General features: G+C 37.0%; 15 protein-coding genes and 2 pseudogenes. 1 reads left to right on the top strand and 16 read right to left on the bottom strand.

Annotated features, from left to right (window positions below):
* Nucleotides 1-295, bottom strand: a 295-nt coding sequence (locus H8S07_RS13995; protein ID WP_186856246.1) for a winged helix-turn-helix transcriptional regulator, incomplete at its 3' end; no start/stop codon positions are given.
* Between the two features lie 140 nt (nucleotides 296-435).
* Here H8S07_RS13995 and H8S07_RS13990 point away from each other — a divergent pair.
* Entirely contained in the window at nucleotides 436-789 is a 354-nt protein-coding gene (locus H8S07_RS13990) for a cupin domain-containing protein (RefSeq protein WP_186856245.1), read from the top strand.
* Nucleotides 790-977: 188 nt separating this feature from the next.
* Here the strand turns inward: H8S07_RS13990 and H8S07_RS13985 are convergent, their stop codons facing one another.
* From H8S07_RS13985 to H8S07_RS13915, 15 genes and pseudogenes are all read right to left on the bottom strand, one after another.
* Entirely contained in the window at nucleotides 978-2,231 is a 1,254-nt protein-coding gene (locus H8S07_RS13985) for an ATP-binding protein (RefSeq protein ID WP_118288811.1), read from the bottom strand.
* A gap of 314 nt (nucleotides 2,232-2,545) precedes the next feature.
* Nucleotides 2,546-2,989 carry a GNAT family N-acetyltransferase gene (locus tag H8S07_RS13980; RefSeq protein WP_117538423.1) on the bottom strand — a complete coding sequence of 148 codons (444 nt, stop codon included), beginning with the start codon at nucleotides 2,987-2,989 and terminating at the stop codon, nucleotides 2,546-2,548.
* Between the two features lie 25 nt (nucleotides 2,990-3,014).
* On the bottom strand, nucleotides 3,015-3,440 hold the full coding sequence (locus H8S07_RS13975; RefSeq protein WP_118288810.1) for a GNAT family N-acetyltransferase: 426 nt from the start codon (nucleotides 3,438-3,440) through the stop codon (nucleotides 3,015-3,017).
* A gap of 454 nt (nucleotides 3,441-3,894) precedes the next feature.
* Nucleotides 3,895-4,407: pseudogene (locus tag H8S07_RS13970) on the bottom strand (ParB/RepB/Spo0J family partition protein); the annotation flags it as partial.
* 52 nt (nucleotides 4,408-4,459) lie between these two features.
* Nucleotides 4,460-5,032, bottom strand: coding sequence for a CDP-alcohol phosphatidyltransferase family protein (locus H8S07_RS13965; RefSeq protein ID WP_117538425.1), 573 nt, complete (start codon nucleotides 5,030-5,032; stop codon nucleotides 4,460-4,462).
* On the bottom strand, nucleotides 5,022-6,086 hold the full coding sequence (locus H8S07_RS13960) for an FUSC family protein (RefSeq protein WP_186856244.1): 1,065 nt from the start codon (nucleotides 6,084-6,086) through the stop codon (nucleotides 5,022-5,024). Before H8S07_RS13960 ends, H8S07_RS13965 begins: the two co-directional genes overlap by 11 nt.
* A 31-nt stretch (nucleotides 6,087-6,117) precedes the next feature.
* Nucleotides 6,118-7,161, bottom strand: a complete 1,044-nt coding sequence (locus H8S07_RS13955) for a HAMP domain-containing sensor histidine kinase (RefSeq protein ID WP_117502258.1) — start codon at nucleotides 7,159-7,161, stop codon at nucleotides 6,118-6,120.
* Nucleotides 7,161-7,871, bottom strand: a complete 711-nt coding sequence (locus H8S07_RS13950) for a response regulator transcription factor (protein WP_003693048.1) — start codon at nucleotides 7,869-7,871, stop codon at nucleotides 7,161-7,163. Before H8S07_RS13950 ends, H8S07_RS13955 begins: the two co-directional genes overlap by 1 nt.
* Nucleotides 7,850-9,283: a phospholipase D family protein gene (locus H8S07_RS13945; protein WP_186856243.1), complete on the bottom strand. Its 1,434-nt coding sequence runs from the start codon at nucleotides 9,281-9,283 to the stop codon at nucleotides 7,850-7,852. Before H8S07_RS13945 ends, H8S07_RS13950 begins: the two co-directional genes overlap by 22 nt.
* A gap of 198 nt (nucleotides 9,284-9,481) precedes the next feature.
* A complete protein-coding gene (gene cls, locus H8S07_RS13940) occupies nucleotides 9,482-11,041 on the bottom strand; it encodes a cardiolipin synthase (RefSeq protein ID WP_117538430.1) in 1,560 nt (519 codons plus the stop codon).
* A gap of 35 nt (nucleotides 11,042-11,076) precedes the next feature.
* A complete protein-coding gene (locus H8S07_RS13935; protein ID WP_186856242.1) occupies nucleotides 11,077-11,757 on the bottom strand; it encodes a GTP pyrophosphokinase in 681 nt (226 codons plus the stop codon).
* A gap of 150 nt (nucleotides 11,758-11,907) precedes the next feature.
* Nucleotides 11,908-12,096 (bottom strand): annotated as a pseudogene (locus tag H8S07_RS13930) (linear amide C-N hydrolase); the annotation flags it as partial.
* Nucleotides 12,097-12,389: 293 nt separating this feature from the next.
* Nucleotides 12,390-12,629 carry a hypothetical protein gene (locus H8S07_RS15080; protein ID WP_330411928.1) on the bottom strand — a complete coding sequence of 80 codons (240 nt, stop codon included), beginning with the start codon at nucleotides 12,627-12,629 and terminating at the stop codon, nucleotides 12,390-12,392.
* A gap of 721 nt (nucleotides 12,630-13,350) precedes the next feature.
* Entirely contained in the window at nucleotides 13,351-14,451 is a 1,101-nt protein-coding gene (locus H8S07_RS13920) for a Fic family protein (protein WP_330598598.1), read from the bottom strand.
* Between the two features lie 87 nt (nucleotides 14,452-14,538).
* Nucleotides 14,539-15,728 (bottom strand): tyrosine-type recombinase/integrase (locus H8S07_RS13915; protein WP_186856240.1); only part of this gene is annotated, 1,190 nt, incomplete at its 5' end.

Below are 15,728 nucleotides of genomic sequence, written 5' to 3'. Positions count from 1 at the left end.
AGTCAGCAAGTGAATTAACAATTGGAAGCATTTTTGTTCCGAGTTCCGTTAAGCCGTATTCAACTCTCGGTGGCTGCTCATGGTAATCGTGGCGATATGCCAGCCCATCACTCATCATTTGTCTTAAACTATCTGTCAAAACCTTTTGTGAAATACCATCTATACTTCGTTGTAGCTCATTGAATCTCCATGGACGCTCTTTCAAGTTACGCAAAATCAGCAGTTTCCATTTTCCTCCGATAAGAGATACTGCTGTTGCAACTGGGCATTCCGGTAATTCTTCTTTTGCTCGCATAATTCCCACCTCCGAGTCTATTGTAACACATTCATTTTTGAGTGTACAGTTACAAAAAGGTGCGTACTTGTTTTTGTATGTGTCTCACACTATACTAATACCAAGCAACCAGAAACTACAAATTAACTATGGAGGTTATTATGGCAAATTACACAAAAACAACTATTGGAAAGGAAAACCGAATTGAGCTGCATGAAAAGTTGTCTTTAACAGGTGCAGAAATCAGTTTAAGCGAACTACCTGCAGGAGCAAATGTCCCATTTGTTCATTCTCATAAAGATAATGAAGAAATCTATGGAATTCTTTCAGGTAACGGCAAAGCCGTAATTGATGGAGAAGAAATTAGCCTTTCAACTGGAGACTGGCTAAAAATCGCACCTGCTGCAAAGCGTCAGTTTTTTGCATCCGATATTTCTGGAATTACTTATATCTGCATTCAGGTAAAAGAAAATTCTCTGGAACATTTTACAGCAGAGGATGCCGTAATCGGCTAATTAAAAGTATTTATTTACAAAAATTATTTATTGTCTGTTCTACATAATCTGCGGAACAGTCTCGTTTGTACGGATAAAAAAATAAACTGAGCCACGGCTGTTCCAACACGAAATCAGCCGTGGCCTTATTTATATCATTTCACTCTTTTTTGAAATAGAACAACACCACAGCAACAACTCAAATCGACTTAAAATTCCAGACTATTCGCATTCAGCAAGAAATACTTCATTCCCATGATGACAAAACCTTCATCATTTCTCCAAGGCTTTTTGCTGCCATTTACAATGACGATCTTCTTGAAAGAGTCCGGGATATTACGCAGAGAATTGAACTCCTGCGTCTGTTTTTCTTCCGAAGTCATGTCATATGCAACCTGGATATAGTATCTCTGGTTTCCTTGATTCACCACAAAGTCAACCTCCAACTGCTTGCGAACACGTTTGCCCTCTTTATCCTTATCGAAGATATCCACGACACCCACATCAACATTGTAGCCACGGATCAGCAGCTCGTTATAAACAATGTTCTCCATGATATGAGTAGGCTCCTGCTGTCTGAAATTCAGACGTGCATTTCTCAGTCCCAGATCAGTAAAGTAGTATTTCAGATTTGCACCGATATACTTTCTGCCCTTAATATCGTATCGGCTTGCCTTGGAAATCAAAAAGGCATCTGTCAAATGGTCGATATGCTTGGAGATGGTTTTATTAGCATAAGTCATCTGCCGCTCACTGGCAAAGGTATTGGCAATCTTTGAAGGATTGGTCGGTGCACCGATTGCAGATGCAAGCACATCAACCAGAAGCCCAATCTCATCCACGTTCTGAATCTTATTTCTTTCAATAACATCCTTCAGATAGACATTTGCAAAGATGTTCTTCAGATAGTCCGCTTTCTGTCGTTCGCTCTGGAAACTTACGATCTGCGGCAATCCTCCGTAGATCATGTAGTCATCCCAGGCATCATCATAATCACCGTCATAGACAGAATAAAACTCTGCAAAGGAGAGAGGGTAGATTCTAATCTCATCACCTCTGCCACGGAACTCGGTCACAATGTCGCTGGACAGGAATTTGGAATTACTTCCGGTGACATACACATCAATATTGCTCATGCGGAGCAGGCTGTTCAGCACTTCCTCAAATCGTGGCATGAACTGCACTTCATCCAAAAGGAGATAATACTTCCCGTCGTCTTTCATGGCATCCTTGATGTACTTGAAGCATGCCTTGGGATCTCTTAATTCCTCGTTCTCAATACCATCCAATGCAATTTCAATAATATGATCAACATCAACGCCGTTCTCCAGTAAGTATCTCTTAAAGATGGTAAACAGCAAAAAGGATTTGCCACATCTACGAATGCCGGTAATCACCTTTATCATTCCATTATCTTTTCGCTCAATCAGCTGCTGTAGGTAAGCGTCTCTTTTAATCTCCATCGTTACACTCCCCATTTCCGTGCATCTGCACACTTTTTAGTAATGAGATTCTATCACAGAACGACCTGAATTTCAATATGTATTCCCATTTTATGTGCATCTACACACTTTTATGTAATGTTGATAAATATATTTTCAGATTTTTTTGATTGCAGTGTCTATAATCGACTACTCCAATCGTTATTATAGGTAGACAACAAAAAGAAGATGGTTCCGATGTTTCATTAAATATGTTCGTTAGTCTTTTACACAAAGGATTCTATCTCCTCTGCGCCCTAATGCTTTTCGGATTCAGTTCAACAACTGGAAGTTAATTATAAAGGTCTTTGCAAATACACCATATCTACTAACTGTACTCCGCTCTCGTAGATTGGGTGATCGTAATTATCTATAAAGAAATTTGATATAATATGTGAACGGACAAAACCACACTTTTCATAAAATGGTATTGTCAGTGGGCTATCGCCTGTTCCGACTTGCAGAATGGCGTATTGTTCTCTGTAATTATTAACAATAAACTCAATTAAGGCTCTTGCATAACCTTTCCCTTGATATTCTGGAACTGTAGCAATGTTCTTGATTTCGAGTATATCATTTTTTTCATCCGTTATGACACACTCGCACTTGACCCCATTATCATCAAGTACATACATCTTGCCGCTATCAAGATAACGGTCAACCATATCTTCCTGCTCATCTGCTAATAGGAGCAAATCAAGATATTGTTTTTTATTCTCTTTAACTTCAATAATTTTCATCAATCGCACCTTCAAATTTCGATTTCTATTTTCGTTTCCATAGCATGGTGTACTCTTTTTCACCAGTAGCTTCATCCAAACCTTCACATTGAATAATGAACCCTTCTCTTTGGTAAAAAGAAATTGCTCTGATATTCTTCTGGTATACATTTAATTGTAATCTGACTTTTTTATCCTTAATATAATCCAATAAAAGCTTACCTATGCCACATGACTGCATCTCATCAGAGACAAAAATACCTTCGATATATTCATCATTTAATCCTACAAATCCTTGTATCATTTTATCTGCTTCAAACACATAAACTTCGTATTGTGACATCATTTCTTTTACTAATTCATAATTACTCTTCCAGTATTGATTGGAAATAAAATAATGTGCTTTCAGATTTGTCTTTAACCATATGTCAGCAACTCTATCGATATCTCCGTTTAGCAACTTTCTAATCATAACAAATTTTCTCCACAACTACATCCTTTATGCTTTTCTCTTTTTTTCATTCTATCACAAGCTCACCATTAATCATCATTTTTTTGATATTTTTTCTTTTCCCCCACTGTAAAACAGCCTCTGAGCGTTTCGTTATATAGAGGGGTACACATACAGAGCAAGATCCACCCATGTTTAACAGTATTGCCATTTGGCATCCTGTTCTCCTATGGGATTTATCTTGATGGGGATCTCCCCATACCCTCTCAATAACAGACGTTTCACTTGTCTGTTGGTTCCACCTAAAGGTGTTCACAGCACTATTTCTAATATCGGAAGGGGCAGCCGATATTAAAATACGTGGACTCCCGGTAGGAGGAATAGTCTCAACGGAAGGAGGAGTATGAGAACAAAAAAAAAGATAAAGAACTGAATCACAGACATTTTATAGGATTACGTCTTACAGATGTCGAACTGGATTTATTAGACCAGTATCACTGATATATTCGTAGATCCATTCCTGTATTTCCTTATCGATGTAAGAGATATCAACGGCAACCGTGAATTGAAGCTTCTTGTTATCTACCAAATCAAGAAGTTCCGGAATAGGCTCTGTTAATCGTACAAATCTTTGTACCTGAGCTCTACTTTCCCCAACTTGCTTGCTCAAGACTTCATCCGATCTCAACTTCGTCTCATTTTGAGACAAAGTTAAATCTGCTCTGATTCCCTGCCTTTTCATTGCCTCAAGTTTCATCTTATAAGCAAAAGCTTTCTCACTCGGCAACAGTTCCTCTCGCTGAATGTTAGCGTCCATCATTGCCACAATGGCATCATCATTCGGTAATTCTCTTACGATTGCCGGAATTGTCGTAAGTCCTGCCAGCTGTGCTGCATGCATTCTTCTGTGACCGAACACCATTTCATATTCTTCATTATCATCCATGCGAAGCAGTACCGGTGTCAGTACTCCATTGATCCTTACTGTTTATATCTATCTTCTCCTAAATATTTTTCTAGTCATTGCAATATAAAATTGCTTATACATTCTCTCTCTTAAGAGTCCTGGTATTCTGGATAATATACAGAGCGACCGATATGACCATCATTATAGCGCACAAACCAATCAACAAATCTGATACCATCGGTGTAATGTGGAACCATATAATATGCACCGCTGCAGTTCCATATAATAAAAAGGTTACTATCTTTCCATGCCAGTCTGCACCATGTACTTTTCCTGTCTTTCGTATCACAAGACATCCACTAACTGCCATATACAGCTCCTTACCTGCCATTATTACGATTAAAAGAAGCACATGCGGAAAACGAGTAAACAGACAGATTAACATCGCTGCCTGTGTCAGCTTATCAGCCACCGGATCAAGTATTTTTCCTAAATTACTAATCCTATGGAATCTTCTTGCGATATATCCATCAGCAAGATCCGTAAGACCAGACAGCAATAAGATTTCACCAGCTAACAGAGGATTTTTCTTTACACAATAACTCCATATAATTACCGGAATCAGACAAAGCCGAAAAAAAGAAAGAAGATTAGGAACCGTAATAATTCTATTCAAATTTTCTTCCTGATTCACTTCACTCTGCATGTACGGTCACCTCACTTTCCTTTTTTTTAGACATAAACCAATAAAATATAACACAAAATGCTAAAGCAAATACAACACCAAAAACATTTTGAATCACTCTAAGGCTAACCGCTCCTTGTAGTCCATAAGTCTCTGCAGCAATGGCTAAAGCACCAAATGTGTTAAATAATGCCTGCCAGCCATATTGTGCTGAAAATCCTACACCGATTCCACCAAGAATTCCTATATATGCATAGATTGACGAAGGAAGCAGAAAATATAATACTGTAAAACATATAACACCTGCAATATTTCCGACAATCCTTTTACGGACTCTGTAGTGCATATCTTCCATAAACGGCAAAATCGCGGACATGGCCGCAATACCAGCCCACATTGCACGTGGCATATTACAAAGTTCTGCAATGCAAAGGACAATCGGTACGCATAAAATCTGACATATCTGCCATTTTGTTCTGGAAGAAGTGATATCAAATTCTTGTATCAGATCTTTCAGATTTCTTTTATAAGTTCTGTTTTTATGATTTCGATAAAATACAAAGCAGGTAAGTGCTGCACCTAAAGCCATTCCGACTAATCGCATCTGATAGCTTTTTCCCGTAACATCATAACCATATAGCAGCAGATACCCAAGAACCAATGTAGATTGATTAAACATGAATGGATTATGGCATCCGAACAGAATCAACACAGCCAGTGCCGCAATATTTAACAGCATTCCCAATACCGGTGAAAACTGATTTGCTAAATGCGGACATACAGTCATAATTACAAAGAACAAAGCCAAAAGCATCGTAGATTGTCCGGTGTGGATCCCCAGATCCGCATTCCGAAATACCATAAGGCATAATAAAACTACTACACCCACAATACTATTCTCATTTCCAAATAAGATACTGAAAATAGTAACAAATAAAAAACAAAATGCCATTGTAACAGCTATCTTTACCAAATATACCAGTATATGATATGATTTTTCTTTCACTGTTTCACTCTTTTTCAACAGATTTTTAGAACCTGCCTGATTTAACTGCAATTCCTGATAAAATGTCATGTAATTCCTCCTCTATCTGTTTTTCTTAAACTTATATGGCCTCATCTTTCTGTATTGGAAGCTCTACAACAAATCTGCATCCACCATATTCACGGTTTTCTGCTTTGATTGTTCCTCCGGCACTATCTACAATCCGTTTTACAAGTGCAAGACCTAGGCCATTTCCTTCTGCTTTATGAGATCCATCTACCTGATAGAACTTGTCAAATATTCTGGATTTTACATCATCCTCTATTCCTGGTCCTTCATCTTCCAGAATGAACTTAACAGAATCCTGTTCTTGTTTCAGAAACATCGTAATTGTCCCCTTTGAAGGGCTGAACTTAATCGCATTATCCAAAAGATTTATCCAGATATGCATAAAAAGTCCTTCATTCCCAGTATATTTAACTTCCTCCAATTCTACCTGAAAACCAATTTCTTTTTCTGTCCATTTTGTTTCCAATGAAAGAAATGCCTGGCGGATCTGTTCATCCAGACGATATTCTGTTTTTTTCATTGGTATATTCTGATTCTCTAACTTGGATAACAGCAAAATATTACCAACCAATCCGGAAAGTCTTTGGGTGTTAAATAAGATTTTTTCTACATATTCCTCTTGATCCGGAGACAGTTCTTCTCCCTGAAGCAGCATTGTATATCCTTCAATGGCATTAATCGGGGTCTTAAACTCATGAGAAACATCAGATACAAAATCCATCTGCAGCACCTCTGTTGCACGAAGTTCTTTTGTCATAACGTTAAAACTTTGATAAGATTCTCCAACTTCTGCTATACGGCTGTTCGTTTCCAAATGCTGTTCAAAATCTCCCTGAGAAACTTCCTTCATTGCTTTACTAAGTCTGGTAATTGGTTCCAGTAACTTTGCATTGATAAAGGAAGTGATCAGCCCTGCAATCAATGTATTGAAAATCAAAAGCCAGCCAAGCACAGGTATGCTGCCCGGCAGATTAAAAAAATGATTCAAAAAAGCAAATAATAAAGCAGATATGACTGTTGAAAATACAAGTGCCAGCCAGATTGCACCGGTCAGACAGGATCGGATCCGCAATCCTTTTTCTTTCTTTTGTTCCATTATTTTTTCACCACCTTGTATCCAATTCCACGCATTGTTACGATTTCAAAATCAGGGTTATCTTTAAAACGCTCTCTGATTCTTCCTATATGTACCTCTATCGTATGTGGGTCTGCCTCCGTCTCGTATCCCCATACTTCATCCATCAACTGTTGTTTTGTAAATGTTCTGCCTGGCGAAGCTGCAAGCTTATATAAAAGCAGGAATTCTTTTTTAGGCAAAACAAGACTTTCCTTATCAGTTGTAACCGTCATTGCATCATAATCAAACTCTGTTGAACCGATCACAATTTTGTGTTCATTCAGTATCTGTGCACGGCGAAGCAGTGCTCCGACTCTTAAAACCATTTCATTCACATTTACCGGTTTTACCATATAATCGTCACTTCCCGAAAGAAATCCCTGGCGCATATCATCAAAGGAACCTTTCGCAGTGATCATAAGCACTGGTATCTGATATCCTGCTGAACGAAGTTCTGACACCAGTTCATAGCCATCCATAACCGGCATCATAATATCAGAAATGATCAGATCAATATATTCCTTATCCAATACTTCTAATGCCTGTGCTCCATCCGATGCACTTTTGACTTGATATCCATTCTTCTCAAGCACTTTTTGGAATAGCTGGCTTAATTCTTTATCATCTTCTACAATCAATATTTGAAACACGTTTTCCTTCCTCCTTATTAAAACAGATACCTTGCCCATCCAAGCAGATGCTGTACCAAAAGTATGTTTCTCTGACGCTTCTTTGTCAATTCAATTGGCTCTACATGATACGGATCACGATAGGTTCCATCTTCCAATACCTGTCGGGACACTCTTTCATATTCCATCATGCCTTCTTCCAACTGTTTATTAATCTCTTTGCTACGTATTACAAGCATCAGTTCCGTATCCAGATACGTGCTTCTCATATCCATGTTAAAGGAACCTATTACGGATAGATCATCATCAATCAGGATGCTTTTTCCGTGGTAAGAATAGCCGCCTTCATACTCCCAGATATCAATTCCTGTATTTAAAATTCTGTTTCTGTTTCTCGCATAATCAGCAGAACCAAACGGATTTCCATTGTTGGCAACCGAATTGGTCATGATAGAAAAATCCGGAACTCTCTCCGCAATCTCTTTCCATGTATTATACATCATATCATTGCAGATAATATATGGTGTATGAATTTTCACGCGCTCTTTTGCATTTTTCATTAGTTCTCCCAGTTGATACCAGACTACTGGTTCCTTGGAACCTGTGTGGATAGGATTTGACACTAATGCAATCTTTTCTGTCTCAAAAGTTTCGTCCGTGTAATCGGTATCGCAGATTCTTTCCTTATTCTCTTCAAAATATTTCTGATAGCCGTTCTGCAGCTCTAAAACTGCGTTCTTTACAGATTTTCTATTTGCCAGTTTTTTATTGTCATGAAAATAACTACTGTCTTCTTGTTCCCATATCGTTTCAAAATACTCTAACAACTGGTTAACTGAATTTTCTTTCTCAGGTTCATCGCAAACCACTAACACGTCTCTGTCATAGTTCTTATGTCCCGGAAAATCACCCAGGAAATAGTTGTATGTATTTCTTCCCCCAAGAATATATCTCTTTCCATCTGCAATCAAATATTTATCATGCATTCTACCCATCATTTTCCACGGTTTCAACGGATTGGCCTTATTATACAGTTTAATTTCAACATTCTCATGGGAAGATAATCCATAGAAATACGGATTTCCTTCCATATCAATCCAACTCTCCATTCCATCTACTAACAGACGAATATGTACACCTCTGTCTGCCGCATCATACAGTGCTCCTAAAATCAATTTTCCACTTTCATCGGATTGAAATGCAAAAGTAGAAAGAATAATTTCCTTTTTTGCATTCTTGATCAAACGCACTCTTTGTAAAAGCGCTTCTGGATTCTTTTCTATGATTACTGCCCGTTCTGTATTTTCACTGCATTCGTTCCGTGACCCATTTTTTGTTTCTTTTTTGGTTGTATTGGACACTTCCGGCTGCTTTTTATATGCAACGCAGATTCCGAGCAATTCATAAAAAGCCACACATAAAAAAATTGCCAGTATAACAAGAAGGATTTTACATATTTTATGCTTTTTCATTGTACATCACTTGATTCCTTTTTATTTCATACTTATACAATACAAAGTCAATCTCAATTTAACCTCAACAAGGTTTATTTTTTTCATCCATGCAAAATCTTCTTTGTACAACAGACTGTTAGATATAGCAAAAACGGCCTTTCAAAAACAGTTAACTTCTAAATCAACTGTTTTTTGAAAGGTCGTTTCATCAGATTCTTATAGCAATCCAGCAAATAATCTCATAAATAATTGTCCCAGTCGCAAATATGCACCTTGTCCGGTTTGATATTGGTCTGTCACATCACGACATTCTCCCATCGTTCTTATCAGATCATTTTTTATTTCCACAACTGCCTGACAATCTGCCATAAAACAGCCGTTTTCAAAATGGTGATATAAACTTCGATAATCCAGATTAATTGTTCCACAAGTTGCCATACAGTCATCTGCCACACTCATTTTTGCATGACAGAAACCAGGAGTCCACTCATAAACACGAACACCATGTTTAACTAATCCATGATAAAAAGAACGAGTTATATTATAAATGAATTTTTTATCAGGAATACCAGGTGTGATAATTCTTACGTCTACCCCTCGCTTAGCAGCCAGACATAACGCATGCGTCATTTCATCTGTTATGATTAGATATGGAGTCATAAACCAACAATATTTTTCAGCTTTATTTATCATACTGATATAAACTTCTTCTCCTACTTGTTCATTATCCATAGGGCTGTCTGCATAAGGTTGAACAAACCCAGTTTGCTGTGCCGCATAATCATAGTGGAAAAGGTATTTACTAAAATCAGAATCATTAGCATCCTTATCACTTACTGCATTCCACATTTCCAAAAATGTCACCGTAAGCGACTGAACAGCATCTCCTTCTAAACGAATACCTGTATCTTTCCACTGTCCATACGGGTGTGTGTAATTAAAATATTCGTTTGCTAGATTATATCCACCTGTAAATCCGACTTTTCCATCAATAACTGTTATTTTTCTATGATCACGATTGTTCAAAAACAGATTTAAACCTGGCACAAATGGATTGAATACACGGCAATGAATTCCTATTGCCTCCATCTTTTTCACAAAATCTGTGTTAATAAAGCCTATAGAACCCATATCATCGTAGAATACTCTAACTTTCACACCTGCTTTTACTCGCTCTTCCAGAACATCTTGAATCTTATGCCATGCTTCAGCGTCTTCTATCGCATGATATTCCATAAAGATAAACTTCTGTGCTTTCTCCAAATCCTTAAGCTGTGCCTCTAATCCTTTCACTGCTTCATCAAAATACACAATATCCGTATTCTGATAGATTGGATACTGCGAATTTCTTTGTATGTAACTTGCTATATTTCCTGCTTTCGGAATTGCTTCTTTTATTCTGCTCAAACACTCCTGACTGTCCGGAAGCATTGGTAACAATTTGCTATCAATTTCTGCATATCGCTCACGCATTTTATGTGTGCCACCATTCAAACCAATCAACAAATACAGGCCTACACCCATAATTGGGAAAATTAGAATTAAGATGACCCAAGGCATTTTCATAGAGGATGTCTTATTTGATGCGTACAATCCCAAAACCAAGATCCCACTCAAAATCCTTGTAAATAAATTTATGATTTCTGCATATTCATTCAAGCGTGTTACGATAGTAATAATAAAAATCACTTCCAGAAGAATGCAGATTATGGAAAAACATAGCCGCTTTACCCCATTTTTTGTTTTTGCTTTGCCCTCTAAAGTATCTTGTTTCATATATATTCCACCTTCCTACTTGCTTAGTTTTCTCCCTAAATTTCATGGAACATACCAATTTTGTCTTTTATTCTCTGCATTTCATTATCTGCTTCAATGATAGCTCTTGCAGAATGAAGTAATTCTTCACTTATCTCATCATAGCCAGGCATTTCTTCAATTCCTTTTTTATAGCGAAGTTGATGTTCCAATGTTGCCCAAAAATCCATACCATTGGTTCGAATCTGTAATTCTACACGCATAGGTGTTTTACCCTTAGCAAAAAATACTGGTATTTCAACAATCATATGATAGCTTCGATAACCATTCGATTTTGGATTTTTTATATAATCTTTTATTTCAATAACTTTAATATCATCCTGTTGGGTAATCAAATCTGATATCATATAAATATCGTCAATAAACGCACAAACTATTCGAACGCCTGCTACATCATTGAGATATGTCTGTATATTTTCTGTTGTAAATTCATATCCCATCTTCTGCAGTTTATCGTAAATACTATTGGGCTTCTTAATTCTTGTTTTTATAAAAGAAATAGGATTTCGATTGTTCTCAACTGAAAATTCATCATCCAAAACCTCAAGTTTAGTTTGTATCTCCCGAATAGCACAACGATACATCATCATTAAATTATAAAATTTTGTAGCATTATTTAAAAACTGTAGTGATTTCGGACTGTCCATCCTGAGTTTTTTTACTTTATCTTTTGTCATGGAACTTTCCTTTCTACCTCATCCCTGATTTCAAAACATTATTTATTTTGATAGTTGATTCGTTCTCCTTGAATTACTGGATAACAAATTATTTTATCACTATCCAGATTTTCTACATGCATATCTACTGCACTGATCTGATGGTTTTCATAAAGGATAATCCTCTGCAACATGAGCCATTCCAATAATTGCATAATGATTTTTCATATCGCCAACATGGCGAAAATTAAACGCATAATTACGTGGTGTAATTACTATCTGATCACCATAAGAGCATTCATAATCGAGGGTTCGTCCCAAGTAAAAATCTTTTGTTTTATAAGTTGCTGCTGTACACATGATCGTTTATCCTCCTAAATAGATTGAAATATGTCAATGAGTTTTTTTCTTAAACAATAGTATAGCACAATTCTTTTATTTCGTTCCAACTTCATACATGATCATAACATGTAAACTTTAAACTATTTTCCTAGATTATTTCTCCATCAGTTTTTCAAATCAGGTATCCATAGCTAGGATGAATTGACCTACATCTGGCAATTCTTGCAGCATTTCATTTAGGATTTTGTGCTTCACATATTTCTGCACATACACCCAACAGGCAACGCTACTGGCTTCTGATACAATTTCAGCTATGGTTTTGCGCATAAGCTCTTCAAATTCAGCAATTTCTTCTTTCGGAACAACATCATACAGTGTGGTGCCTGATGACTTATTTTTACTCCATTTTCATTTGCATCTTTAAGCAGATTCTTAACTTTTTCTCTTGAATCCTCCGGTACTTTCATGTACTCCCACATAAATGCTACCACATCGGCTGGTGTGTCTTTTTTTAGTGGTGGTAACTGAATATAATCATTGTTTTCGCTCATTTTCATATCCTCCTCACGATATAATAAAATCAATAATACGTTCTCTTGTCATATCCAGTACAGTATCTACGAAAACTCCTGCAAACAGGATCAGATACAGAATAACACTCAGCGAAAACAGGAATGCAACCCAAATGTAAGCTGGACTTTCTAAAACCCATGTTTGCAAACCGGTAATTTTGATTAGCTGTCAGCTAACAAAAATCGGATTGTGTTAGCTGGAAATTGATCATTTGGAATGGAATTTTGTGTCACGAACGTGAGTAGAAAATAACAAAAGCGTTCGTTGTCAGCTAATCCAGCTAACATTTTCGAACGCTTTGAAGCCCGTCGCCAAGAGGATTTGAACCTCCGACCCCTCGCTTAGGAGAGCTCCAACCTATTGTCACTCTCTGTCAATCTGAGGTAAGGTAAACCCATATGAGATACTATTAGAAACTGTTTCCTATTCAATTTGAGTTATTCTGAATACCCCCTCTGTCAAGCTCTGTAAAGCTCTGAAAGTTAGCTGATTGTTTGCTCCAGCTAATAATTGGGGAATGCCTTGATATTACCATCGACATCTGTTATATGACCACCATGCTTCGTACGTTCGATCATGGTAAACAGTATTCAATTAAACTTCCTATCGAAAGCACGAGATATTTTCTTGTCTATAAATAATATAACGCATACGAGACGGTTTGTCCATGCGTTTTTGACTGGCAAATTTTATATTTTATTACGATATTTTTTTCAAAATCTTTTTCTCATTTGTCTTTGAAAAATCACTTAACCGATAAGATCGGACTCGTGTCTTTACAATGATTGGAATTAACAAACCATTATTTACCAGCTTTGCACATCGATTAATAATCGTTTTGTTGGTTACACCAAGCATTTTGCTTACTTCAATTGGTGTAAACTCATATAATCGCTTTTTTAACAGAAATGCTAAGAATTCTTTTTCTTTTGCATTTAAATAAGATAGACTTCCATCTAACTCGTCGTTTTCGGATGTTTTTGATAATTCATATACCTTTTTAGAATACAATTCCATCATCTGCAAAAAATAATTGATCCATATTTCCGGATGAGGAGGGTTTTCTCTTCCTGAATAATATAACGCCGGTAACCCCATTTGCAGTGATGCATAATACTCATCTGGATCATAGGCAAAATATTCTTCCAGAGAACCTATTCCATTAAAACCATATCCATAATAATCAAGAATATAGCCTGACATTAATCTGGCGGTTCTTCCATTTCCATCTTCAAAAGGATGAATGGTAACCAATTGATAATGAACTACAGCAGCAATAATCAGCGGATGATCATCTGTAGTATTTACATATTCAACAAGTTCATCCAACAAGTCTGGAATATCAATATACTCTGGTGGAATATATTCCGCTGCGCCTGTTTCGGAATCATATACTGCAAATAACATTCCAGGTGGCATAGGGCCTCTTAAGCCTATCTTTTCTTTTGACGCACCTTTTTCAACCATTGCCTGCACTTCTAAAATCATTTCTTTTGAAAAAACTTCTTTCTTTTTCAGTTTTTCTTCTAAAAAATTTAAAGCTAAAAAGTAATTACGAACTTCCTGTTCTGGCTTTAAAAAATGTTTGTGAGGATCACTATCAATAGCCTCATTTGCCTGTTTTTCAGTTAATGGATTTCCTTCAATCTTATTAGAAGCATAGGAACTTTTTTTCTTAGAGTTTTTTCTAAGTCTGTTTTTTATAACAGGTGGCATTTCTATCGTACTAAGAGAAAAACGCTTTTCGTCTATTTCCGATATTCTTTTTAAAATTTCATTTGTTAGCGTAACCTTAATCACATGATCCACCTCCATTTCATCCATATATTATATCGTTTTATGAATCGTTTTTCCACTAAAATTACACTATTTTTTCACTATTTTTCATTACTTCATCGTCTTCGCCAGTGAATTGAGCAACGCCCGCATCTCTGGATTAGCCAACACTTTTACCAGAAGTTCCGGATCGACTTCATCAGCAACAGTAGTATTATTATTTTCCTGCTGTACATGCATCTGTGGATCCAGATTCTTTTTCTCATAAAACGCTTCTTCAAAAAGCTCTGCATTTTTCCTTCGGTCATCATCCAGAATATGAGAGTACACATCCGTAACCATATTGACCTGAGCATGGCCGGAATCACCCTGTACCGCCTTGATGTCTCCACCATTCAATTTCAGCTTATAAGTAACGCTGCTATGACGAAAACTGTGAAATACAACCGGTGGGAGATTATAGTCCTCGATCAGTTTTTTTAAAGGACCACGTATTGCTCCATCTCCTAGAGGAAGCCCAAAGGTACTTGCCATAACCAGGTTATAGTCCATATATTCATCACCAAGGATTTCTTTCATTTCATCCTGTTCCGCTTTCCAGTCTACCAACATATTAGCGACACTCTTTGGTAAGAATATCTTACGCACACTGCTTTCTGTCTTTGGTGTTTTCAGAATACGGACCGTAGAATTCTTCTTATGATTTGTCGGGAATACCAACAACACATCTTTTCCATCCAATGCATTCAACGATTCTTTTCTTATACGCTGTGATTCTTTGTTGATGAAGACATATGCACGGTTTTCTTCAATTGCCTCAGGAGAAATATCTACACAATCCCAGGTAAGACCAAGCAGCTCACCAAGTCGTAAGGAACATGAAAAGGATAGATTTATTGCAAGCTTTAATCGCTCATCTTCACAGACACTGAGCGCATACATTAATGTATCCGCTGTCCAGATGTCTCTTTTTTGTGATTTATGTTTTGGTACAGTCGCATGGGTGCAAGGATTCTTCTCCATTAACTCCCATTTCACTGCCTGTTCAAAACAGTTTCTAAGCAACTTATTAATATCCCTGACCGTACTGGAAGATACAAATTCATTTCGACTGGTTTTATTCAATGGATTGATAACTGCACGTCTCTTCAAAAGACTCTGATAATATCTTTCGATGAATCTGGTATTGATCTCTGAGAGTTTCGTATCACCAATGATCGGAAGAATATAGTTATTGATAAGAGAGACATTTCCTTCATATGTAGAAAGCGCCCAGTTTTCTTTGCCATAAAGTGCAACAT

This window comes from Dorea hominis (assembly GCF_014287705.1).
Classification (GTDB): Bacteria; Bacillota; Clostridia; order Lachnospirales; family Lachnospiraceae; genus Dorea_D; species Dorea_D hominis.
Note: the sequence above shows the minus strand (reverse complement) of the source record. Positions and strands in the feature narration are given on the sequence as shown.